Consider the following 22629-nt stretch of genomic DNA (forward strand, 5'->3'; position numbering starts at 1 on the left):
GCTTTCAGGAGGAGTATCTTTGTGCCACAATTCTAACTCATGAGTTATCGCATCGGATTTGGCATCGATTTTCATCAAATGGTTGAAGGAAGAGACCTTTGGATAGGTGGGGTGAAAATCCCTTATCATAAAGGTTCACTTGGACATAGCGACGCAGATGTGCTCTTACATGCTATTTGCGATGCCTTGTTAGGGGCTTTGGCACTAGGGGATATTGGGATTCATTTTCCCAATACCGATGAACGCTTCAAAGACATCGATAGTAAAATTTTGCTTAAGCATTGTTATGATCTGATTTCATCGAAAGGCTATGAAATTGTAAACGTGGATGCAGCCATCTGTTTGGAAGCGCCAAAGATCAAAAAGTATAGTCCTGAAATGAGAGCAATCATAGCAGCCATTTTGGAAGTAAGCCTCGATGATGTATCAATAAAAGCAACCACTACTGAGAAAATGGGATTTGTGGGGAGAGAAGAGGGGCTTGTGGCATATGCGAATGCCTTGTTAAAGAAGAAGTGATCGCCCTTTCTTTAGCAATAATTCAACAACAATCTACCGGTTCGCTGCTTAACAAATCTTAATTTTGTTCTATTCGAAATGTCGGCAGCAGTAAGTAAGCCGGCAAATATTGACTCATGAAACAAATTACATCTTATTTAATATTGCTAGCGGTCGCCACTGTTTTGTACAGTTGTAGATCTACCAAGAAGATTCAAAATGTAATAACTACTAAGATAGATACCGTAGTAGCAGTAGCTCCAACACCTGAAGTAGACTTACATGCAGATTCTATTAAATTCATAAGCGAAGCGATCCATAAAATCGATAGTAATAGAGTTGGCTTTAAAACGTTTTCCGCCAAGGTAAAGGTGAATTTTGAAGACAAAGACGGCAAAAAAAATGATTTCAATGCCTTTATACGGTTGAAGAAGGACAGCATTCTATGGATCAAAATTGATGCTGTACTTGGAATTGAAGCGTTTAGAGTAATTGTTACTCCCGACAGCGTGAAAGTGCTCAATAAGCTCGATAAAGTGGTTCAATACCGAGCTGTAAGTGGACTGCAAGAATTATCGCAATTACCTTTTGGATTCAAGGAATTGCAAAATTTGATCATTGGAGATCCTGTTTATCTGGATACGAATGTGGTTAGTTATAAAAAAGACGATAAATCATTGTCTTTGTATTCCTTCGGTAATTTTTTCAAACAATTATTATCGGTTAACCCTGCCGATTATACGCTGCAAAATTGTAAATTAGACGATATAGATCCTACCCGCGCTAGAACCTGCTTAGTAATTTATGGGGAATACCAGAAAAAGAACAATCAACCTTTTTCAACTTTCCGTAAAATTACCGTGCAAGAGAAAAGCAAGCTTGATATTGAAATGGAATACAAACAATTCGATTTCGATCAAGACTTGAGTTTTCCGTTCAGCGTTCCCAGAAACTATAAAAAGCAATAATTTTTAGATTGTGTTAAGGTTTGCGTTAGCATCACGTTAAAGTAGGCCGAACCTTAAAATAATCTGTGCAAATAAGAGTTTCATTCATCCAGTATATAGATTAAACCGAAAAAACAATCGCATGCGCAAACTACTCTTCCTCTGTTTTTTTATCGCAATTGGAATGATGGCCAATGCCCAGAGTTCAGATGAGCTTAGACGCCAACAAGCAGAAATCCAGAAAGAGATTGATGATCTGAAAGAAACACTTAGAGCAACTCAAAAGAATAAGAAGGCCAGTTTAGGTCAGTTAGCACTGGTGCAACAAAAGCTGCGATTGCGCCAAAAAGCCATCGACAATATTAGTGCTCAAATAAATATGATTCAGGGAACGATCAATCAAAGTCGTTCAGAGATCAACAAGTTGAGAATGGAGCTCGATACCCTCAAGAATCAGTATGAGAAAAGTGTGATGTACGCTTATAAGAATCGGAGCAACTACGATTTTCTGAATTTCGTTTTTTCGGCGGCTAGTTTTAACGACGCGGTAAAGCGTGTTGAATACTTGAAAACCTATCGCAACTTCCGTCAACAGCAAGCGGAGAACATTAAAACCACACAAAATCAGTTGCAACAAAAAATTGCCATGCTGGAGCAAACCAGAAAGCAAAAAGACGAAGTGTTGGGTAAGCAGGAGAAGGAAAAAATGGTGTTGCAAGAAGAAAAAAAGGAGAAGGATGATGTGGTGAAAGGACTGAAAGCAAGAGAAAAAGAAATCAACAGAGAAATAACAGCAAAAGCGAGAGCGGATAAAAAATTAAGAGATGGTATTGCGGCCGCCATCCGACGTGAAACAGAGAAAGCAAGAGCTGCCGCCGCTGCCGCTGCGAAAAAAGAAGATGAAGCTAACAAAGCATCGGGAAACACAACGGCAACCGCTCCAAAAGTGAAATCTAGAAGCAATAGTGTGTTGGAATCTACTCCGGAAGGCGCCATCATTTCGGCCGATTTTGAAAAGAACAAAGGCCGGTTGCCATGGCCGGTTGACAAAGGAAGAATCAAAATTGGGTTTGGAACTTATTCCATCGAGAATACAACAGTTAATGGGAACAACCCCGGCCTTACCATTGAAACGGATGTGAATGCTTCAGTGAAGTCGATTTTTGAAGGTGAAGTAATTGCGGTGTTCGATGTAGAAGGAAATTATGCTGTATTGGTAAAGCACGGTAAGTACTTTACTTCTTATGGCGGATTGGCGAATGTGTCTATTAGTAAAGGACAAAAAGTAACGGCAGGCCAATCTTTAGGACGAGCTTCAACTAACAATGACGGATCGGGTGAAATCGAATTCTTGTTGATGAGAGAAAGTACCAACGTGGATCCGGAAGCGTGGATTAAGAGACGATAGGGAGAAATTAATAATTGATAATTAAGAATTAATAATTGAACAGCCCGGTAGATCAATGTGGGAATTGGTTGATGTGATGATTCGTGTGGCAGCGTATTAATAGAAGAAAAAGCGAAAGCCAATTCTGCGAAGATGAATGAGATCCTATACCGAAAAAAATTATTCAAAAAGAGAGGCCCGTTGCGCAGCAACGGGCCTCTCTTTTTGAATATTAATTCTTAATTATTAATTGCCTCTAGTTGTTTCATATACAATTCCTCATAAATAGGCACCACATTATCGATATCAAACTTTTCGGCATGATTCACTGCATTGGTTTTGAACTGTTGCAGCAAGTGAGGGTTTGACAATAGTTTGATGGCTGCTTCACTCATGGTATCGATATCACCAATATTGCCTAGGAAGCCTGTAACTCCTTCTACATTAATTTCAGGCAATCCACCCGCATTGGTACTGATAACGGGTACACCGGCAGCCATTGCTTCAAGTGCAGCCAATCCAAAACTTTCATATTCAGAAGTGAGGAGGAATAAATCAGAAATGGCTAAGATATCTTCCATTTGCTCTTGTCGACCTACGAAGCGCATATCATCACACAAACCTAAATCTCTACACATTCCCTCTGCCATTGCACGTTCGGGCCCATCACCAACGAATAATAATTTACTGGGTACTTTTTTCGAAATTTTTTCAAAGATCTTCACTACATCACCTACTCTTTTTATTTTTCTGAAGTTAGATGCATGCATCACGATCTTTTCCCCGTTTGGAGCAATTACTCGTCTGAACGCATCAATTGGTTTTTTACGGAAACGTTTAAAATCTACGAAGTTCTGAATTACTTGAATTTCTTTTTCAACCACGAAATTCTTATAAGTTTCATCTCTCAAGTTTTCAGATACCGCTGTAATGGCATCTGATTCGTTGATGGAAAAGGTAACCACCGGTGCGAAAGTCTTGTCCTTTCCTACGAGTGTAATATCGGTACCGTGAAGAGTTGTGATAACGGGTATGTGTTTGCCTTGTTTTGCTAATATCATTTTGGCCATATAGCCGGCTGAAGCGTGCGGAACGGCATAGTGAACATGCAGTAAATCGAGGTTGTTGTTTACAATTACATCAACCATGGTGCTTGCTAAGGCAGTTTCGTAAGGGGGATAGTCGAACAATGGATAAGTAGGCACCAATACTTCGTGATAATAAATATTTGCATTGAACTCGCTCAATCGAACGGGTTGCTGATAGGTAATAAAATGTACTTGATGTCCTTTGTCGGCCAATGCCTTTCCTAATTCCGTTGCCAAAACACCACTACCGCCAAAAGTTGGATAGCAAACAATGCCAATTCTCATATACGCTAACAATTAAGTTTTCGAAGGTAGCCTTATTTTTTGAACCGGGGTTTACCGTTCCGGGAAAATGAGCGGCCAAATTGATTACCTTTAAGCCAAATTAACACCCATGCTTCGAAAATTGTTTACACCTGTTCTTGCATTACTGGCCGGATCGGCCATGGCTCAAAGCGATGATTCGCTGATGATTAGAAACATAGCTGATGAAATTTTAGTGAATGGAAAAGCTTATGAAAACCTCCGCGTTTTATGTAAAACAGTGGGAGGACGTGTGGCCGGTTCCCCTCAAATGCTAAAAGCAGAGTCTTGGGGCGTAAAAGCGCTGCAAGCTGCCGGAGCCGATAAGGTTTGGTTGCAAGAATGTATGGTACCTCATTGGGTAAGGGGTGCGAAAGAAGAAGCTTACTATTTGATTGATGGAAAGAAGATTGCCTTAAACGTTTTGGCACTCGGAAATTCAATGGGGTCGGGGCCCAAAGGCGTGAGCGCTCCTATCATCCTTATTAATTCTTTCGAAGAATTAGAAAAAAGGAAAGATGAAATCAAAGGCAAAATTGTATTCTATAACTACAAGTTCAATTCCAAATTTGTAAAAACATTTCAAAGCTATGGCGATGCAAGTCGCTATCGTGGTACCGGCGCTAGTAGAGCCGCTAAATATGGTGCACTCGCAGTTTTGGTGCGCTCTATGAGTCATTCTACCGATAACCACCCACACACCGGAGCGATGAATTATGATACAACCTATTCGAAAATTCCGGCTGCCGCAGTTGGATTAGAAGATGCAGATAAACTTGCCGCTGCATTAGCTGCTAACAAAAAAGTAAGTGGCTTTTTGAAAACGAATGCACAAATGTTACCCGACGAAAAGGGCCATAATGTAATTGGTGAATTAATTGGAACTGAACACCCGGAACAAATCATCACCATTGGTGGTCACCTCGATAGTTGGGATCCGGCTGAAGGGGCGCACGATGATGGTGCTGGTTGTGTTCATTCTATAGAAGTTTTACGCGTATTAAAAGCCATCGGATACAAACCCAAAAACACCATTCGCATTGTTCTTTTTGCCAATGAAGAGAATGGACTTCGCGGCGGAACGGCCTATGCAAAAGAAGCAAAAGAAAAAGGTGAGAAACACATTTTCGCCTTGGAAAGCGACGCAGGTGGATTTACACCACGTGGCTTCGGTTTTTCATTGGCCAATCCTTCTCAATTGCAAAAAGTGCAAACATGGGCCGATTTGTTCAAGCCCTATGGTGTATTTGAATTGACAAATGGTGGTGGCGGAGCCGATATCGGTCCATTGAAGGGTGCGCTAGGTACTCCTCTGGCCGGCTTTGTTCCCGATTCACAACGTTATTTCGACATTCACCACGCTAAAAGCGATGTGTTCGAAAACGTAAACAAACGTGAATTGGAATTGGGTGCTGTTAACATGGCCGCACTTATTTATTTGATCGATAAATACGGATTGTAAGACTCATAAATAAACCTTATTCAAACCAATACTATGGTAAGAAAAATCATTCTTTGGGTAGGCTGTATCATTGCACTGGTTTTTATGGTAATTGTTCTGATGGCTTATTATTGGAACTATAGCGATGGCTATCGCGTAGGACAAGTGATCAAGCTAAGTCACAAAGGCTATCTGTTTAAAACCTGGGAAGGTCAATTGGATCAAGGTTTTTTAGCGCCTTCAGACGATAATGGCACAGGAACAGGGGTAGCAACTCGCTTGTGGGATTTTTCCGTTCGTGAAAATGATACTACAGCCAGAAAGCAAATTGATTCAGCAATTGCTCTGGGTTATAAAGTAAAAGTATACTACAAAGAAAAGATTTGGAAAGTATCTTTCTGGGGCGATACCCGTTATTTTGTTTACAAAGTAGAGAAGGCCGGAAACTAGATTCGGCTATGCTTGAAATAAAAACAAGGCCGGCTGCTTGTGCAGTTCCGGTCTTTTTTGTGCCCAGTCTTTTACTGTGTGGGTTTGAATGAATTCGTTTGTGTCGGTAATGTTTGCTGCAACACAAAGCTTTGTAGTAGGCCTGAGTGTTTTAACAAGCGTATCGAATAACGCATTGTTTCGATAAGGAGTTTCAATAAAGAGTTGGGTGCCGGTTGATTTGGCCGACTGCATTTCTAAATCACGAATTGCTTTTTCTCTTTCTTTTGGATCAATAGGCAAATAACCATGAAAGGTAAACTGTTGGCCATTCAATCCGCTGGCCATTAAAGCCAATAAAATAGAACTGGGTCCTACCAACGGAACCACTTTCGCTCCCCACTGATGCGCTTTTTCTACTAATACCTGTCCGGGATCTGCAATACCGGGGCATCCGGCTTCGCTGAGCACTCCAATCTGTTTTCCTTCTTTGATATGCTGTTGAAACTGTTTGATCAATTCATGAGTGGCGATGGTTTCCTTATTGGCGAGTACCCATTCGTAACTGTCAATATTCATTTCCTTCCAGATCTTTTTCAAGAAACGACGAGCTGTACGTTCGTTTTCTACATAAAAAACCTGACACTTCTCCACTGTGTTCTTGATGGAAGGAGGAATACTTTCTACGCCATTTTCTGACAGTAAAGAAGGAATGAGATAAAGCGTTGCACTCACGATGTTAATTTTAGGTTTGTTCTTCCCAATGATAAAGGCTAATAGTGGCAGCAATTACCGCATAAGCTGGCGCAAGCAACCATCCAACAAACGGAACAAGATGCATAAGGTAAAACACCATCCCATTTCCAATAGCCAAGCCCTTGTGTTTGCCAATGAACTCTACACTTTTCGACGCCGACAGCTGATGGCGTTCGCAGCTGTAGTCGAGCATTGAGAAACCATAGTAGTAGCACTCAATAAAAAGTAGAATAACGGGAGTGATCCACCCTACGAGCGGTATTAAGCTAAGAATGATCAGCGAAATCACGTACACGGTTTGCCAAAGAGCGTTCCTTGCCGAAAGCTTGATACCTCTTTGCATGTCTTTCCATAGTTGCGCCATGGAAAAATCGTAAGTCTTACCCTCAATAATTGCTTCGGTTTTCTCACTCAAATAAGAGAATACCGGCGAACCAATGATGAGGAATAAGTATTTGAACAATGAAAAATAGAAAGACAACAATACCAAGCGGAGCATCAGTTCTCCCATTGTAAAGAGGAAACTGATCAACTGATTGTGTAAAGCGTGCAGCCATTTGCTGATACCAATTAAATTGGAAAGATAGCTTATGGCACTATCGCTCGATTTCCAGAAAAAATACATGCCTGCCATGAATAAGATCATGTAAAGCAGTCCCGGAATCAAGATCCAGCGCCAGAGCTTGTGTTTTTTGATAAAACGATGCGCTCTGAAAAAAGCCTCAATAGCAATTACGATTTCTTTCAGCACGGCGGTAAATTTCGTTGATTTAGCGTAGTTTTCGGGTTCAGAAGCCGCCAAACTTAGGTAAATATTTGCGTTGTGACAAGCTTTCCTGTATTACCCCGATCTTTTTACGAAAACCCCAATGTAACAAGCGTTGCAAAATCCTTATTGGGCAAGCGCCTGGTTGCAGAACTTCCGGAAGGGAAGACCGTTGGGCGCATCGTAGAAACCGAAGCCTATGAAGGAATTACCGACCGCGCAGCTCATTCTTGGAACAATAGAAGAACCGCGAGAACTGAAATTATGTTTGGACAAGGCGGAAAAGTGTACATTTATTTATGCTATGGATTGCACCACATGTTTAATGTAGTAACCAATAAAATAGAGCACCCTCACGCAGTGCTGATTCGAGCCGTAGAACCCTTGGAAGGAGAGGAGTTGATGGCTAAGAGAACGGGTAAAGAATTAGGGGATCCAACGATTACGAGGGGCCCCGGGAATTTGTGTAAAGCCTTGGGACTCTCAAAAATTCACAATGGAGTGGATCTGGTCTCGGGAATCATAAGAATTGAAGACGATGGGTTTCAGGTTAAAAAAGGAGCAGTGTTGGCAACACCAAGAATTGGAGTTGACTATGCCGGCGAACATGCCCGGTGGCTCTACCGGTTTATTCTAAAAAATAATCCTTATGTTAGCAAAACCAAGTCGCTAACGAAAAAATAACCTGCTTTGAAACAGTTATCTGCTACAGCCAAAGAACTTCTCTTATTCTTTATTGGAATTTTTCTATTTGTGTTGTTTCTAACCCTCAATCCACTGGGCGTTGATGAAAAAGCAGCTAAAGTTCTTGCGGTGGCCGTATTGATGATTTTTTGGTGGGTAAGTGAGGCACTCCCAATGCCCGCAGTAGCGCTGGTACCCTTGGTTTTATTTCCTCTCATGAAAATTGCGCCCATAAAAGAAGTAGCAGTTGGCTATGGCGACTCTATAATTTTCCTATTCATGGGTGGTTTTATGTTGGGTCTAGCAATTGAAAAGTGGAACCTTCACAAAAGAATAGCACTAACCATAGTAAACATTACGGGTACAAGCGGCGATCGAATTGTACTTGGATTTATTTTAGCTACCGGCTTCCTAAGTATGTGGTTGAGTAATACAGCTGTAACTATGATGATGTTTCCGATCGCAGCATCGGTAATTAAAGTAGTAGGGGAGAATCATAAGGGCGAAGGCAATATTAAGAATTTTGCGTTAACGATCATGTTGGCCATCGCGTATGCAAGTAATTTTGGTGGTATTGCTACTATTATAGGAACACCTCCTAATGTTGCATTCGTAAGCTTTATTCAAGAAAAGTATAAGTACGCTATTTCGTTCTTCGATTGGATGCTGATTTGTTTGCCTATCGCTGTCTTACTCTTAGTTACGCTTTATTGGGTTTCAACAAAATGGTTATACCCTAATAAATTGAAATCTGATGAAGCTACTAGAATACACATTAAACACGAGCTTCAACAACTGGGCCCTATCAATACCGCTGAAAAGCGTGTAATGATCATTTTTTGTAGCACTGCTTTCTTGTGGATATTTAAGGATCTTCTTAACTATCTACTAGCGGAAAACATGGTGAAGTTGAGTTTTGGTGTGGGGCGCTCAATTACACTCGGAGGGTTTAAACTCGATGACACCATTATTGCCTTGTTAGGAGCACTCGCATTGTTTGTAGTTCCTTCCGGGGAAGAAGTTCATCAACCTGCTACTCGAAAAATATTGGATTGGAGTGATACTTCAAAAATGGCTTGGGGTATATTATTGTTGTTCGGAGGAGGAATTGCCCTTGCAAGTGCGTTGGAGAAAGCAGGATTGATTCAGATGCTGGGAAAATGGGTAGCCGGTTTTGCAGGCACCGATCACTTTGTTTTGGTATTAATAGTGAGTTTTGTTTCACTTTTTGTAAGTGAAGTGATGAGTAATATTGCACAAGTAATTGTGTTTTCACCTGTAATTGCCGGTATTGCCGATGCACTTGGAATTAATCCTTTGTTAATAGGTATTCCAATGACGCTAGGTGCAAGTTGTGCAAGTATGATGCCTATGGGTACTCCACCCAACGCTATTGTGTTTGCAAGCGGACATATTAAATTAAATCAAATGGTTAAGACAGGATTCGTTATGAATATGATTTCTCTGATCTTGATCACACTATTCTCATATTTTATTATTCCTTATCTAATTCCTTCACTTAAATAAATTTTCTCATGAGAGGTTTCTAGCTTTCAAGAGTGAAAATTTATCCTTCATATTAAACCATTTAAACAAGTTAATGACTGTTTAAATTATAACAATTTGTTTTCGCAGCAACTGTTGTGAACTTTGTGTCCTTTTTCTCGTTACGAGATCGAACAATTTATTAACCAAATCTTACACGCATGAAAAACATGTATGGATGGTGTATGGCATTTTTGCTGTTACTCAGCACGAACGCCTTTGCACAAACGAAGGAAGTGACCGGTAAGGTTACAGATTCTAAAGATGGTACCCCGCTGGCTGGTGTTACCATTAAACAGAAGAACGGAACGGCGAATACCGTGAGTTTAGCGGATGGAAGCTTTAAAATTTCTGTTTCTTCAACTGCCTCTACGCTCATTTTTTCTTATGTTGGATATACCGACCTAGAACTGCCAATTAACGCTATTATGAGCGTTCCATTGGTAGCTTCAAACAAAGCCTTGTCAGAGGTTGTTGTGGTTGGTTATGGTACCAAGATCAAAAGAGAAGTAACTTCTTCTATTGCGAGAGTTACTTCGAAGGATTTCCAAAACCTGCCTTTGCCTTCATTCGAGTCGGCCTTGCAGGGTCGTGCACCCGGTGTATTCATTAATCAGGGTAGTGGTAAATTAGGACAGGGTTTGAATATCCGCGTTCGTGGTATTTCTTCTATCTCTGCCAATCAACAACCTTTTGTTGTAATTGATGGAGTTCCTGTAGTAACCCAATCTTTGGGTAGTTTCACTGAAAGCGACAACCCACTTGCTACATTGAACCCAGATGATATCGAAAGCATTGAAGTATTGAAAGATGCGGCGTCTGCAGCTATCTATGGTGCTCGTGCATCGAACGGGGTATTGTTGATCACTACAAAATCGGGTAAAGTTGGTAAAACAAGAATCAACATTGGTTATTTTACCGGTTGGAGTGAGCCAACAAAAAAGCAAAAATTCTTAAATGCTACGCAGTATAAAGAATTGTTTGGCGCAGCCGCTGACAATATGGGTTATGTTGCTGCGGATGAATTTGAAGCTGAAACCGGGACAACAGATTGGAACAGTACCAATAATACCAATTGGTCTGATGCAGCTTTCCAAAAAGGAGGCATCTCTCAATACACTGTTTCACTTGCAGGCGGTGATGCAAAAACCAAGTTTTTGGTAAGCGGAAGCTGGAACGATCAAAAAGGTATCTTATTGGGTAACCGTTTAGATCGTGGTAACGGTCGTGTAAATATTGATCATACCATCAGCTCTCGTTTGAAATTTGGTTTGAACTTATCAATGGCGAAGAGTCGTAACTATCGTGTTCCCAGTGATAACGCCTTTTCTAACCCACTTCAGTTGAACGCATTGCCACCTTTGCATGCAAAATACAATGCCGATGGTACGCCCAACAGAAATACCTTGTATTATAACAACTTGTTGGATCAAGTGTATGCAAACAATGTAAACACTACCTACCGCTCAATCAGCAGTGCTTATGGCGAATTGGTGATTACTCCCGACTTGTTGTTTAGAAGCCAAGTAGGTGTAGATTTCAATAACCTGCAAGAAGAGCAATACCAAGGTAAAGAAACTTTGGATGGTGCCCCTACAGGTAACAGCTTCAGTAACCAAGTTACTTCAGCAATTGTTACAACAACCAATACATTGAACTATAGAAAGAAGTTCAATGAAGACAATGCTTTTGATGCCTTGGGTGGTATTGAATACCAAAGAGGAAAAACCAGCGGTGCTTCAGTAACCGGTATTGGTTTTCCGAATGGTCGTTTCACCAAAATTGCCAGTGCGGCTATAATTCAAGCAGGATCTTCTACAGAAACACAGTTTGCTTTCTTAAGTTATTTCGCGAAAGCAAACTATAAATTCAAAGATCGTTACCTGGTAGGTGCTAGTTTCCGTGTAGATGGTTCGAGTCGTTTTGGTAAAGACAATCGCTACGGTACCTTCCCCGCAGCTTCCGTTGGTTGGATTATTTCCGAAGAAAACTTTTTAAAGAACTCTCCAGTGGTAAGTTTCTTGAAAGCAAGAGCTAGCTATGGTAGAACAGGTAATGCTGAAATCGGAAACTTTAGTTCTTTGAGTTTGTACTCTGCTTCTGCTTATGCTGATATCGCCGGTATCATTGCATCACAAATTGGTGTGCCTGCATTGAGCTGGGAGAAAACAGATCAAGCTGATTTCGGGATCGACTTCGGATTTTTCAATAACCGTATTACCGGTGAAGTAGATTACTTTAACAAGAATACACGTGATTTATTATTGAACGTTCCCTTGCCAGCTGTCAATGGTTTTACTAACGTTACCAAGAACATCGGTAGCATGACCAACCGTGGTTTTGAATTTGTAATCAACGCAAACATCTTAACCGGAGCTTTCAAATGGAATGCCTCAGTGAATGTGTCAACGTATAGAAATGAAGTGACCAAATTAGTTGCGCCGGTTCCTGCCGGAACAAGAACATTGGGTCGTTTGGCAGAAGGTCAACCTTTTGGACAATTCTATGGTAAAATGTATGCAGGCGTTGATCCCAACAACGGAGACGCGTTGTACTATGCTGCTGATAAATCTAAAACAAACGATTACTCACAAGCAGTTGATACCATAATCGGAAATCCAAACCCCGATTATTACGGTGGTTTCAACAACCATTTCTCTTATAAAGGATTTGATTTGGATATTCAGTGTCAGTTTGTAAAAGGCGGAAGTCTCTACAATATGGCCGGATTCTTCCAAAGCGTAAATGGAGACTACTTCGATAACCAAACAGTAGACCAAATGAACTACTGGAAAACGCCCGGACAAATCACCAATATTCCTCAGCCACGTTTGTACGATGGTAATGGAGCCGGTAAATCGTCTCGCTGGGTTCAAGATGGATCTTATTTGCGTGTAAAGAGTGTAAACTTTGGTTACAATTTGCCACGTAGAATGTTGCAACGTTACAAAATGGAGAATGCTCGTGTTTATGTTGCTGCGTCTAACCTGTTCACCTTTACAAAATACAATGGATACGATCCGGAAGTTAACTCCGCTTCTAACGGTTCATTGAACTTGGGTCATGATTTCTATACTCCTCCTCAAATCAAAACGATTAGTGTAGGATTTAATCTTGGCTTCTAATTGATCACTTCAAACAAAAGAATTATGAAACGTAATATAATTGCAAGTCTACTTTTGGGTGCAGCTGTAATGGTTAGCTGTAACAAAAAGTTAGATATTGAACCCCGTCAAAGCATTGATGCTGCAACGGCCATTCAGAATGCTTCTGATGTAGAATCGGCCGTTATCGGTTGCTACTCGCTTATGGGAAGTGGCACTTTGTATGGAACGAGTTTGTTTTTAGATGCAGATCTTCAAGCTGCCGAAGGCTACTGTTCTTGGAGAGGAACCTTCCAAAGCCAACGCCAAATTGCCAATAAAACCATGACTCGCGACAATGGCGAAGCAAATACTTTGTGGACATCGGCCTATCAAGCCATCAATATGGCCAATATTGTATTGGCTAATATTAACCTTGTTACCGACGCTGATTTGAAAAATCAACTGGAAGGTGAAGCCTTGTTTACTCGTGCCATCATGCATTTTGAATTGGTGCGTTATTTCGGTTTGCCTTGGGGTGCGGTTGCCGGTAATACTCAACCCGGCATCGTTATTAAAACCACTCCCACTACTACTGAAGAGCAGGCATTTGCCAAAGCTCCTAGAAACACAGTAGCGGATGTATATACGCAAATCATTACAGACCTAGGCGCTGCCATCAATAAACTTCCTGAAGACAATGGAACACGCGCCGATAAATTCACCGCATTGGCATTTTTAAGCAGAGTGTATTTACAACAAGGCAATTATGCCGCTGCACGCGATGCTGCAAGTGCAGTTATTGAAAGCGGTAAATACGCCATGAATGCATCTGTTCGTGCGGTATTCGATAATAAAAATACCGACGAAAGCATTTGGGAGATTCAGCAGAATGATCAAAACAATGCAGGAACTGCCAACAATGGAATGGCTACTTTTTATGCTAGCTTGCCAGGTATTGGTCGTGCCGACGTTAGAATGGTAGCTGCCTTCTTAAATACCTATAATGTAAACGACCTTCGTTTCAATCAGTGGTATTATGTTGGTACAGGCGCTCGTCCGGGAAATTTTTATTGTGGTAAATGGCGCTCGTTTAGCATGAACTTACCGGTAATTCGCATTGCGGAAATGTACTTGACTCGTGCTGAATGTAATTTGCGTTTAGGTACTACCGTTGGAGATACTCCTGCGAACGATTTAGCGGAGATCAGAAACCCCATTCGCACCAATTTGAATGTAATTGCTGCTCCTACTTTGGCCGATGTATTGGCCGAAAGAAGATTGGAGTTGGCATTCGAAGGCGTTCGAATCCATGATATCAAACGCTTGCAAGGTGCTACCGGTTCATTTGCTTGGAATAGTAACTTGTTGGTATTCCCCATTCCTCAAAGAGAAGTGGATGCTACAGGTGGAGTGATTGTACAGAACCCAGGGTACTAAGGAGTTGTTGAGTTATTCAATTATTTAGTTTTTGAGAAAGCCCCCAGCAATGGGGGCTTTCTTTTTAGTTATATCCACTAATATGGAGTAATTGAGTTGTTTAGTTTTTGAGTTGTTCAGTTATTTCAGGCGAAGCCCAACTAAAGAACTTAATTACTCAAAACTCATCTCTTTGAATTTATGTGGTGATCCAAAGCGCTCCACCCACACTGTTTCTTTCTGCTCCGGTTACTGCGCTGTATACATTTACTTCTTCTCTCCAACGAAGTACTCCCATTAGCGCCATTACAATTGCTTCCTTGTAATTGATGATCGAAGCATCAGGTATTTCGGCAGTAATATTGAGGGATGCCAAATGATAGTTGATTCGGCTACCCATGTAGCGGTGATGTGCTCCTCCGCCTGTTATCAACATTGAAATAGGTTCTTCCGATTTGAATGATAATAAAGCTTGCTTTAATTGCACTGCAATGTGTTCTACATAGGTGGCTAAGGCATCCGGGAGAGTGAGACCCGCATTTTTAACTAGCGGGTAAACGATTTCTATTCCGAAATCATTTGCAAGCGATTTCGGATAGGGTTTACTGTAATAATCCAAGGCATTCAAAGCACTCAATAGCGGTTCATTTACAGTTCCTTGAGCAGCCAAAGAGCCGCCATCATCGTATGCTTTTCCGGTTTCTTGAATCAATAAATTCAGAACTTTATTGGCCGGACAAATATCGAAAGCCACATGTTTATCATTGCTTTGAATAGAAACATTGGCAATTCCTCCGAGGTTTAATAGAATGGGATAGCCCGGCCAAAGCAATCGCTCACCAATAGGAACGATAGGTGCGCCTTGTCCACCCAATGCCATATCAACTGCTCGCAGGTCGGTGACAGTGGCAATACCAGTTAAAGCGGCTATGGAAGCGCCATCGCCTAGTTGTCCGGTTGTGTTTTTTTCAGGAAAGTGGAATGTTGTATGACCGTGACTAGCGATCAATTGAACTTGATAATCAAGTTCGTATTTCTCAATAAAGTGTTTTACTTGGGATGCGATGTAACGGCCGTATTCCGTGTGCAGCAAAAGATATTCTCCTGCATTCAATTTGGTAGCATGGGCTAATTTTTCTTCCCATTCCTTAGAATAGGGAAGGCAATCGGCTTGTTTTAATTCAAAAGTCCATTTTCCACCCGCTTCGTGAAACTCCACGAAAGCCATATCCAGCCCATCTAAAGAGCTGCCACTCATTAATCCCAGCGCGCGGTAGATCATATTATTATTTCTGTTTTTTGTTTGTACACAATAGATTTGTAGCGCGAAGTTCTACTTTGCTGTTTAAAAACCCAAACGCTGTTTTATGGTAATACACTTAAGTGAGCAGTATTCGCTGCTAAACGACTGGATCGCAGAATTAAGAGATGTTGCAATACAGGGAGATCGGATGCGTTTCCGTCGCAATTTGGAACGAATTGGAGAAGTGGCCGCCATAGAAATCAGCAAGCGATTGCCAACGGTGGAAAAAGAAATTCAAACACCTATGGGAATTGCGGTTTCTCGGGTTTTGGCAGAACAGCCGGTACTCGCTACCATTCTTCGTGCCGGTTTGCCTTTGCACCAGGGCTTGCTGAACTACTTTGATAAAGCAGACAATGCGTTTATTTCAGCCTATCGTAAACATCATCGCGACGGTAGTTTCGAAATAAGCATGGAATATATCTCTTCACCCGATTTAGAAAATCGGATTGTTATTTTAAGTGACCCTATGTTGGCTACGGGTTCCTCTTTGGTGAAGACCATTCAATACTTACGTGATGAAGGAAAGCCCTCCCAAATACATGTGGTTGCCGCTATTGCTTGCACTGTTGGTATTGAATACGTTCAAAGAGAAGCACCCGATGCAACCATTTGGTGTGGCGCTATTGACGATGAACTTACGGCTAAGGGCTATATTGTACCTGGCTTAGGAGATGCCGGTGACCTGGCTTTTGGTACCAAAATGCAGTCTTGATTGCCTTAATAAATTCATTATTAATCAGTTATCTGAATCATAAATAAATAACAGGTTTGGTTCAGCATTTTTTGTATTTTGCTTGTCTTATAAGAATATAGAGACTTTACTGGATGCGGAACCTTATTACCTTCATAGCTGCCTTACTTTTGTTTCAGAGTGCTCGGGCCCAAGACCCGAATTTCTCTCAATTTTTTGTGTCGCCGTTGACCCTCAATCCGGCACTCACGGGAAAATTCAATGGAAACTTCAGAGTAGCCGGCAATTACCGAGATCAATGGCCTGCCATTAGCAAAGCTTTTGTAACTTCTACTGCATCGCTTGATTTTCCTGTACTTCGCGGAAAGCTATCGGATCTCGACACTTGGGGTGTTGGTATTCTTGCCATGAGCGATAAAACAGCCAATGGCATTCTTTCCACTAACATGTTATCACTCACCACTGCCTATCACAAAGGGCTGGATGAGAATGGCATGAACCAAATAGGTGTGGGATTTCAAGCTACCTACAATACTAAACGACTTGATGGTACTAAGTTGAACTTTGAAGATGAGTTGGATCAGTTTGGCGGTTGGACCATTCCAAGTGGAGAAACCATCAACGATCAACAACTCAATCTGAATTATTTCGATGTGAGTGCAGGTGTGCTCTTCAATGGATCAACAGACGGATTCAATAACTACTATATTGGTGCATCGGCTTATCACTTAAACAAACCAAGAGAATCTTTTGCCGGTGATGTTTATTATACATTGAACACCCGATACACCGTTCATGCCGGAGGAGCCATTCCTTTGGGTGATGCTACCAAAACCATTTACCTCAGTTCCTTATACAGTACACAGGCAGGTGCCTACAATTTTGTTGCCGGTGGTGCCGCAGGTTTTGCGCTGAATGATGACCCCGATAATCCTTCTAATTTCTTTGCCGGAATTTGGACGCGTATCAATAATGTGAACGATGCCGTGATTCCGTATATCGGCCTTGAATTCAACGGCTTCCGTTTGGGAGCATCGTATGATGTAAATATTTCTAGCTTAAAAACGGCTTCTCAAAGCAGAGGTGGCCTAGAAATCTCTCTTATCTACATTAAAAGACCGGCAGGTTACAAACCTGTACCTTGTCCAAGATTTTAGTTGTAACTACTTGTTTTAAATTTTTCGCACTTCTTTACTGCGGTGAGTATCTTTTTGACCACAGATCTGCACAAATTTTAACGGATTTACCTTTAGATCAAGTTTTAAGCTTTTGAGTTCTGTGTTTTAGGCCTTAGGCTTTAGGCTTTAGGTTTTTTGACCACAGAATACACAGATTAGAGGCTGAGTATTCTGTTTTTCTCTATGAATATCAGAGTCTAATCTGTGCTATCTGTATTGAAAATCTGCGTTATCTGTGGTCAAAAAAGAATTTTAGAAGAACAATCCCTTTGCGTTCCTTTTTTAACTTCTTCCCCTTTGCGAATTCCAAGCAGCGAAGCTGCGTAAAACTCAACAACTCAACACTATTAATTGCTTCTCACCGGCACCGGCGGCGGCCCATCAGGCAACATCGCTTTCCACACTTCGGAACCTTTTTTCGTTTCGAATTCTTTACGAATGTCTTTACGCAATTGTTCGTTTTCGAAAAGATCAACCATGGTTGCACTTAAGCTTTTAGCGGCGAACAACATTCCTTTATGACCAATGCTCATGCCACCACAGGCAACAACAACCCAAGAGTGCCAGGGTGCTTTGTAGGGAGCGGTTACAGCATTCAATGAAATTTCCGGAACGATATAGCTCACATCACCCACGTCAGTTGAACCTCCATCGGGGTCGGGGCGTGTTTGCTCTAAATCTTTTATGCTACCATCTATTCCTAATGAAGCAGCACCGTATGCTTTCATGATAGAATCGGCGAAGGATAATTCTTCCTTGGTATATTGAATTGGACCTACCAACTGCATGTTTTTATGCAAGGCTTTTGCACCCGATTCCAATACCAAAATTTCATACAATCCGTTGTTCAATTTCCAATTTACTTCTACGCCCGTCATCAATGCTGCGCCTTTTGCTACTTCTTTCATGCGTGCTTCTACTTCAGCTACTCCACTTCTTTTGGAATCTCGTATCCAGATCCAAACGCTTGCTTCGTCAGGAATTACATTCGGAACGTTGCCGGCTTGTTTGTATACATAATGAATGCGAACACTAGGCTTGATATGCTCGCGCATGTAGTTCATACCAATATTGAACAACTCAGCTGCGTCTAAAGCACTCTTACCATTCCAAGGATCGGCAGCCGCATGAGCACTCTTGCCTTTGAAGCTAACGGTATAGTCTACCACCGCTTGCGAACTTTGCAAATTGGCTAAGTTTTCATATGCCGGGTGCCAATCTAAACACACATCCAAATCATTGAAAACTCCTGCGCGCGCCATGTATACTTTTCCTGCCTTATCTTCCTCTGCCGGTGTTCCATAAAAGCGAATGGTGCCTTTTAGTTTGCCACTAGCAATAAGTTCTTTGATGGCAACGGCGGCACCTAAGCTGGCTGCGCCAAACATATTATGACCACAACCATGACCGGCAGCACCTTTTTGCAAGGCTTCTTTTACCGGACTTGCTTTTTGAGACAAGCCGGGCAATGCATCAAATTCACCCAAGATTCCTATGATGGGTTTACCGGAGCCATATTCAGCGATGAAGGCAGTTGGAATGTCGGCAATGTTTCGCGTTACTTTGAAACCTTGTGCTTCCGCATACTCAGAAAGCACTTTGGCCGACTGGTATTCTTCCATGGCTATTTCAGCGAAGCTCCAAACTTGGTCGCTAATTTTTACTAATTCGGCTTCGTGTTTGGCAATGGATTGTAACACCGCTTGTTTATTAGCGGGAACAGGGGCTGCTTTTTGTGCGATCGCAGAAAAGCTAAGGCACAAAAAAGCAAGAAGGGGCATACATTTCATGCGTGGTTGTTTTTTGGAAATTACAGAAAAAAAAGCACGCAGAAATCGCTGTTAACAAAAGGAGGCTTTCTATCGAGAATAAGTGATCTTGCTTCTGATTCTACTCAAGGTTTCCAAGGTCATTCCTAAATAGGAGGCAATGAATTTCAAAGGTATTCGATTCAATAAATGGCTTTTTGTATTGATGAAGCGATGGTATTTCCCGGTTGCTTCAGTGAGTCGGGCAATATACGCACGCTCCTCTGCATCTTGGTAGTACTTTTCCAAAACGATGCGTACAAAGGCATTCACTTCAGGGAATGCAGTGTACATGTAGTTGAGATCATCACGGTGAATGGTTGCCAATGTGCAATCTTCCAATGCTTCAATGTTCTCGATGCTTGGAACTTTCTGGTAGAAACTGGAAATAGAGGTTACCAATTCATTTTCTGCAGTGATCCATGTGGTAATTTCTTTGGTGCCTTGTTGCACGTAGCCGCGCAAAACACCTTTCACCACAAAATAAAGATGGTCGCAATGTTGCCCACTACTAACAAGAAGTGAGCCTTTTTGAATGTACACGGGCGACATTCGTTTTGTGACATAATCAAGGGCCTCTTTACTGACAGGGTAAATGGCGTTTACCATAGCTGAAAATGCGCCGGCAATTTCTACTGAACTAGTTTGGTTTTTTTCTACGTTCATGCATGTCTAGGATAAGGCAGTTTTAGGTTATACAAAACTGACTCTAATACGAAATTAACTGAAACTTTTCACCATCGAATAACCCTTTATCACTTAGTTTCAACTTAGGGATTACCAATAATGCCATAAATGACAGTGTCATGAAAGGTGCTGCCAGATTGGTTCCTAGCGATTTTGCCATCTGGTCAAGGCGGGTATAAGCACTTGATACTTCGTAAGCATCTTTTGCGCTCATCAATCCTGCCACAGGCAACCCTAATACCTCGGTACTATTCCCATCGAAACAGCTCAATCCACCTTTTTCGCGAATCACAGCATTCACAGCTTCGCAAATGGCCTCGTCAGATGTTCCAACAGCAACTATGTTATGACTATCATGCGCCACCGATGAGGCAATGGCTCCTTTTTTAAATCCAAAATTAGTGATAAATCCATGCGCTACCCGAGCATTAAAATAACGATTAACTACCACTATTTTTAGAATATCTTTTTCTGTTATAGAAGTTACAACACCATTTATTATTGGGAGTTCGTGATCTTGGCGCAATGTAATCAGTTGACCTTCCAATGCTTCAATCACCGGAATAGTATGCGTTGTAGCATTGGTATTTATTTTCAATTCGAAATCGGATGGAATTTTCTCAGAACAATCAAATTGATTCAATGGTTGAACGGGAACAGATTCAATAAAAGATTTTCCATTTTCTGCCACCAATTCGCCGTCGATATATGTACTTATTACTTTAAAGGAACTGAGATCCTCAAGCAAAATGAAATCGGCCGCATCTCCTTCTTTCAACAATCCTACCGGAAGTTGATAGTGCTGCACCGGATTGATACATGCTGCTTTTAGTATGTGGAACAAAGGGATTCCTTTTTCTACAGCACGCGCGCAAAGCGCATTGATATGGCTGATTTCAAGACTGTCGGGATGTTTATCATCGCTACAGAACATAATATCATCGGGATAGTCGTTTAAAAGGTCGATAAGTGCGTTAAAATTTTTTGCAGCGCTGCCTTCGCGAATCAACACTTTCATTCCCAGTTCCAACTTTTCTTTTGCTTCTTCGTAGGTGAAACATTCATGATCGGTGCTAATGCCTGCACTGAAATAAGTTTTGAGATCATCTCCACGCAGTCCGGGGGCATGACCATCAACTGGTTTCCCAACAGCATGAGCTGCTTTTATTTTTTCATGAACCTGAGAATCATTGTAAATAACTCCGGGAAAGTTCATCATTTCACTCAAGTATCTGATTTCATCGAGCGCCAGTAGTTCCTTAACATCTGTTACGGTAACCTCGGCTCCGGCAGTTTCAAAAGTAGTGGCAGGCACACAACTCGGTGCCCCGAAATTGAATTTAAAGGGCACTTTTTTCCCATTTTCAATCATAAAACGAACCCCTCCTACGCCGCATACGTTAGCTATTTCATGCGGATCGCTTACGGTAGCTACCGTTCCGTGCAGAACTGCCATGCGGGCAAACTCAGAAGGAACCAATAAGGAACTTTCAATATGAACATGGGCATCTACAAAACCCGGTGTAATAAAAGGTAATTGGGGATTTATGGGAGTGTTAATGGCTTCTTCCTCAATCTTTTCTATTTTTCCATCCCTAATATGTAGAGTGGCAGGAACGATTCTTTCTTCTAAAATATTTACCAAATTTCCTGTAACTTTTTGCTCGCTAAATCGACTCATATAGGGATTAATTCTGATTCGGAAAATTAATGATAAAACACAAGGCCTGTATCAAGGAAGAAATTAAATTTGGTCTATTATTATTATTTTAATCAAAAAGGTATGAAACAGATACTTGCCTCCGTACTATCACTTTTCATTGTAGGAACAGTGCTTGCGCAAACAGCAGAAGATGTTATTTCAAAGCATGTGGAGGCGATGGGCGGAATTGAAAAACTAAAAGCGCTCCAAACCATTCAAATGGAAGGGGTTGCGGTAGGTCCAAATGGAAGTGAAATCACCACCACTACTATTAGAGTACAGGGAAAATTATACCGTCAACAGGTTGATTTTGGTATGGGGAATTTCACCGTTCTTGTTACTGAGAAAGGTGGCTGGTTCTCTAATCCAAGGAACAGTGGTGCCTTTGAAGCCATGCCTGCAGAAGCTTACAATAGTCAAATGGCTGAAATGGACTGCAATTCTCTACTCATTGATTATGCAGCCAAGGGCGTTTCGGTAGAATTGACCGGAACTGAAACCATTAATAATCTTACTTGTTACGTGGTAAAAGCAACCACTAAGTCGGGTAAAAGCGTCTCTTACTTTATCGACAACAAATCTTGGATGGTAGTTCGAACTTCTATGAAGGGAGGTGCCGGAATGGGAATGTTTGGTGGGGGTGGAAGACCAGGCGGCGGTCAAGGCGGAGGTCAACAGGGCGGTGGCCAACAAGGTGGTGGCAATAGACCTAACCCGCAAGACATGGGTGTGAATATTGATTATAGCGATTTCAAACAATTTGACGGATATTGGTTCCCAACTACTATTTCAAGACCGGGTATGGGGGGAAGAGCCATGAATACAACCATCGAAACCATTTTGATCAATAAAAAAATTGATGAACGTTTATATAAACCTGAATAATCTCACTTTAACTTTTAAATAAAATA

At 41.5% G+C, this 22629-nt stretch carries 19 protein-coding genes; 12 read left to right on the forward strand and 7 right to left on the reverse strand.

The features are described from left to right. The first annotated feature begins 39 nt into the window (after nt 1-39). The 3 genes from ispF to ACQ2HE_RS15335 all read left to right on the forward strand — a co-directional run bounded on the left by ispF (nt 40) and on the right by ACQ2HE_RS15335 (nt 2853). A complete protein-coding gene (gene ispF, locus ACQ2HE_RS15325; RefSeq protein WP_430901097.1) occupies nt 40-519 on the forward strand; it encodes a 2-C-methyl-D-erythritol 2,4-cyclodiphosphate synthase in 480 nt (159 codons plus the stop codon). Between the two features lie 116 nt (nt 520-635). Then, nucleotides 636-1466: a lipoprotein insertase outer membrane protein LolB1 gene (gene lolB1 / locus ACQ2HE_RS15330; protein ID WP_430901095.1), complete on the forward strand. Its 831-nt coding sequence runs from the start codon at nt 636-638 to the stop codon at nt 1464-1466. 121 nt (nt 1467-1587) lie between these two features. Continuing rightward, nucleotides 1588-2853 carry a murein hydrolase activator EnvC family protein gene (locus tag ACQ2HE_RS15335; RefSeq protein WP_430901093.1) on the forward strand — a complete coding sequence of 422 codons (1266 nt, stop codon included), beginning with the start codon at nt 1588-1590 and terminating at the stop codon, nt 2851-2853. A 218-nt stretch (nt 2854-3071) separates the two neighbouring features. On the opposite strand, the gene bshA is transcribed toward ACQ2HE_RS15335, so the two are convergent. Continuing rightward, the gene (gene bshA, locus ACQ2HE_RS15340) at nt 3072-4205 is read right to left on the reverse strand and encodes an N-acetyl-alpha-D-glucosaminyl L-malate synthase BshA (protein WP_430901091.1); all 1134 of its coding nucleotides are present in this window, start codon (nt 4203-4205) and stop codon (nt 3072-3074) included. Between the two features lie 109 nt (nt 4206-4314). On the opposite strand from bshA, the gene ACQ2HE_RS15345 reads away from it, so the two are divergent. Both ACQ2HE_RS15345 and ACQ2HE_RS15350 read left to right on the forward strand, forming a co-directional pair. Next, complete coding sequence (locus ACQ2HE_RS15345; protein ID WP_430901089.1) at nt 4315-5685, forward strand: M28 family peptidase; 1371 nt, start codon at nt 4315-4317, stop codon at nt 5683-5685. 33 nt (nt 5686-5718) lie between these two features. Then, entirely contained in the window at nt 5719-6114 is a 396-nt protein-coding gene (locus ACQ2HE_RS15350) for a hypothetical protein (protein ID WP_430901087.1), read from the forward strand. 6 nt (nt 6115-6120) lie between these two features. Here the strand turns inward: ACQ2HE_RS15350 and ACQ2HE_RS15355 are convergent, their stop codons facing one another. Together ACQ2HE_RS15355 and ACQ2HE_RS15360 are read right to left on the reverse strand one after the other, a co-directional pair. Further along, the gene (locus ACQ2HE_RS15355) at nt 6121-6828 is read right to left on the reverse strand and encodes an SAM-dependent methyltransferase (protein ID WP_430901085.1); all 708 of its coding nucleotides are present in this window, start codon (nt 6826-6828) and stop codon (nt 6121-6123) included. 10 nt (nt 6829-6838) lie between these two features. Further along, nucleotides 6839-7600, reverse strand: coding sequence for an EI24 domain-containing protein (locus ACQ2HE_RS15360; protein WP_430901083.1), 762 nt, complete (start codon nt 7598-7600; stop codon nt 6839-6841). A gap of 72 nt (nt 7601-7672) precedes the next feature. On the opposite strand from ACQ2HE_RS15360, the gene ACQ2HE_RS15365 reads away from it, so the two are divergent. From ACQ2HE_RS15365 to ACQ2HE_RS15380, 4 genes are all read left to right on the forward strand, one after another. Then, on the forward strand, nt 7673-8299 hold the full coding sequence (locus ACQ2HE_RS15365; protein WP_430901081.1) for a DNA-3-methyladenine glycosylase: 627 nt from the start codon (nt 7673-7675) through the stop codon (nt 8297-8299). 6 nt (nt 8300-8305) lie between these two features. After that, on the forward strand, nt 8306-9826 hold the full coding sequence (locus ACQ2HE_RS15370) for an SLC13 family permease (RefSeq protein ID WP_430901079.1): 1521 nt from the start codon (nt 8306-8308) through the stop codon (nt 9824-9826). A gap of 179 nt (nt 9827-10005) precedes the next feature. Continuing rightward, nucleotides 10006-12969, forward strand: coding sequence for a SusC/RagA family TonB-linked outer membrane protein (locus ACQ2HE_RS15375; protein ID WP_430901077.1), 2964 nt, complete (start codon nt 10006-10008; stop codon nt 12967-12969). Between the two features lie 24 nt (nt 12970-12993). Further along, nucleotides 12994-14367, forward strand: coding sequence for a RagB/SusD family nutrient uptake outer membrane protein (locus ACQ2HE_RS15380; RefSeq protein ID WP_430901075.1), 1374 nt, complete (start codon nt 12994-12996; stop codon nt 14365-14367). Nucleotides 14368-14545: 178 nt separating this feature from the next. Here the strand turns inward: ACQ2HE_RS15380 and ACQ2HE_RS15385 are convergent, their stop codons facing one another. Then, nucleotides 14546-15628 (reverse strand): anhydro-N-acetylmuramic acid kinase, encoded by a 1083-nt coding sequence (locus ACQ2HE_RS15385; protein WP_430901073.1) that lies wholly within the window; start codon nt 15626-15628, stop codon nt 14546-14548. A gap of 85 nt (nt 15629-15713) precedes the next feature. Between ACQ2HE_RS15385 and upp the strand changes: the two genes are divergently transcribed. Together upp and ACQ2HE_RS15395 are read left to right on the forward strand one after the other, a co-directional pair. After that, the gene (gene upp / locus ACQ2HE_RS15390) at nt 15714-16364 is read left to right on the forward strand and encodes a uracil phosphoribosyltransferase (protein ID WP_430901071.1); all 651 of its coding nucleotides are present in this window, start codon (nt 15714-15716) and stop codon (nt 16362-16364) included. A 113-nt stretch (nt 16365-16477) separates the two neighbouring features. After that, the gene (locus ACQ2HE_RS15395) at nt 16478-17500 is read left to right on the forward strand and encodes a PorP/SprF family type IX secretion system membrane protein (RefSeq protein ID WP_430901069.1); all 1023 of its coding nucleotides are present in this window, start codon (nt 16478-16480) and stop codon (nt 17498-17500) included. A 368-nt stretch (nt 17501-17868) separates the two neighbouring features. On the opposite strand, the gene ACQ2HE_RS15400 is transcribed toward ACQ2HE_RS15395, so the two are convergent. The 3 genes from ACQ2HE_RS15400 to ade form a co-directional block, all read right to left on the reverse strand. Beyond that, nucleotides 17869-19311: an amidohydrolase gene (locus tag ACQ2HE_RS15400; protein WP_430901067.1), complete on the reverse strand. Its 1443-nt coding sequence runs from the start codon at nt 19309-19311 to the stop codon at nt 17869-17871. A gap of 69 nt (nt 19312-19380) precedes the next feature. Further along, the gene (locus ACQ2HE_RS15405; protein WP_430901065.1) at nt 19381-19995 is read right to left on the reverse strand and encodes a Crp/Fnr family transcriptional regulator; all 615 of its coding nucleotides are present in this window, start codon (nt 19993-19995) and stop codon (nt 19381-19383) included. A 43-nt stretch (nt 19996-20038) separates the two neighbouring features. Next, nucleotides 20039-21697, reverse strand: coding sequence for an adenine deaminase (ade, locus tag ACQ2HE_RS15410; protein ID WP_430901063.1), 1659 nt, complete (start codon nt 21695-21697; stop codon nt 20039-20041). A 102-nt stretch (nt 21698-21799) separates the two neighbouring features. Between ade and ACQ2HE_RS15415 the strand changes: the two genes are divergently transcribed. Further along, complete coding sequence (locus tag ACQ2HE_RS15415; protein ID WP_430901061.1) at nt 21800-22603, forward strand: LolA-like protein; 804 nt, start codon at nt 21800-21802, stop codon at nt 22601-22603. The last annotated feature ends 26 nt before the right edge of the window (nt 22604-22629 follow it).

The organism is Endoryza foliicola, assembly GCF_050589245.1.
GTDB lineage: Bacteria > Bacteroidota > Bacteroidia > Chitinophagales > Chitinophagaceae > Endoryza > Endoryza foliicola.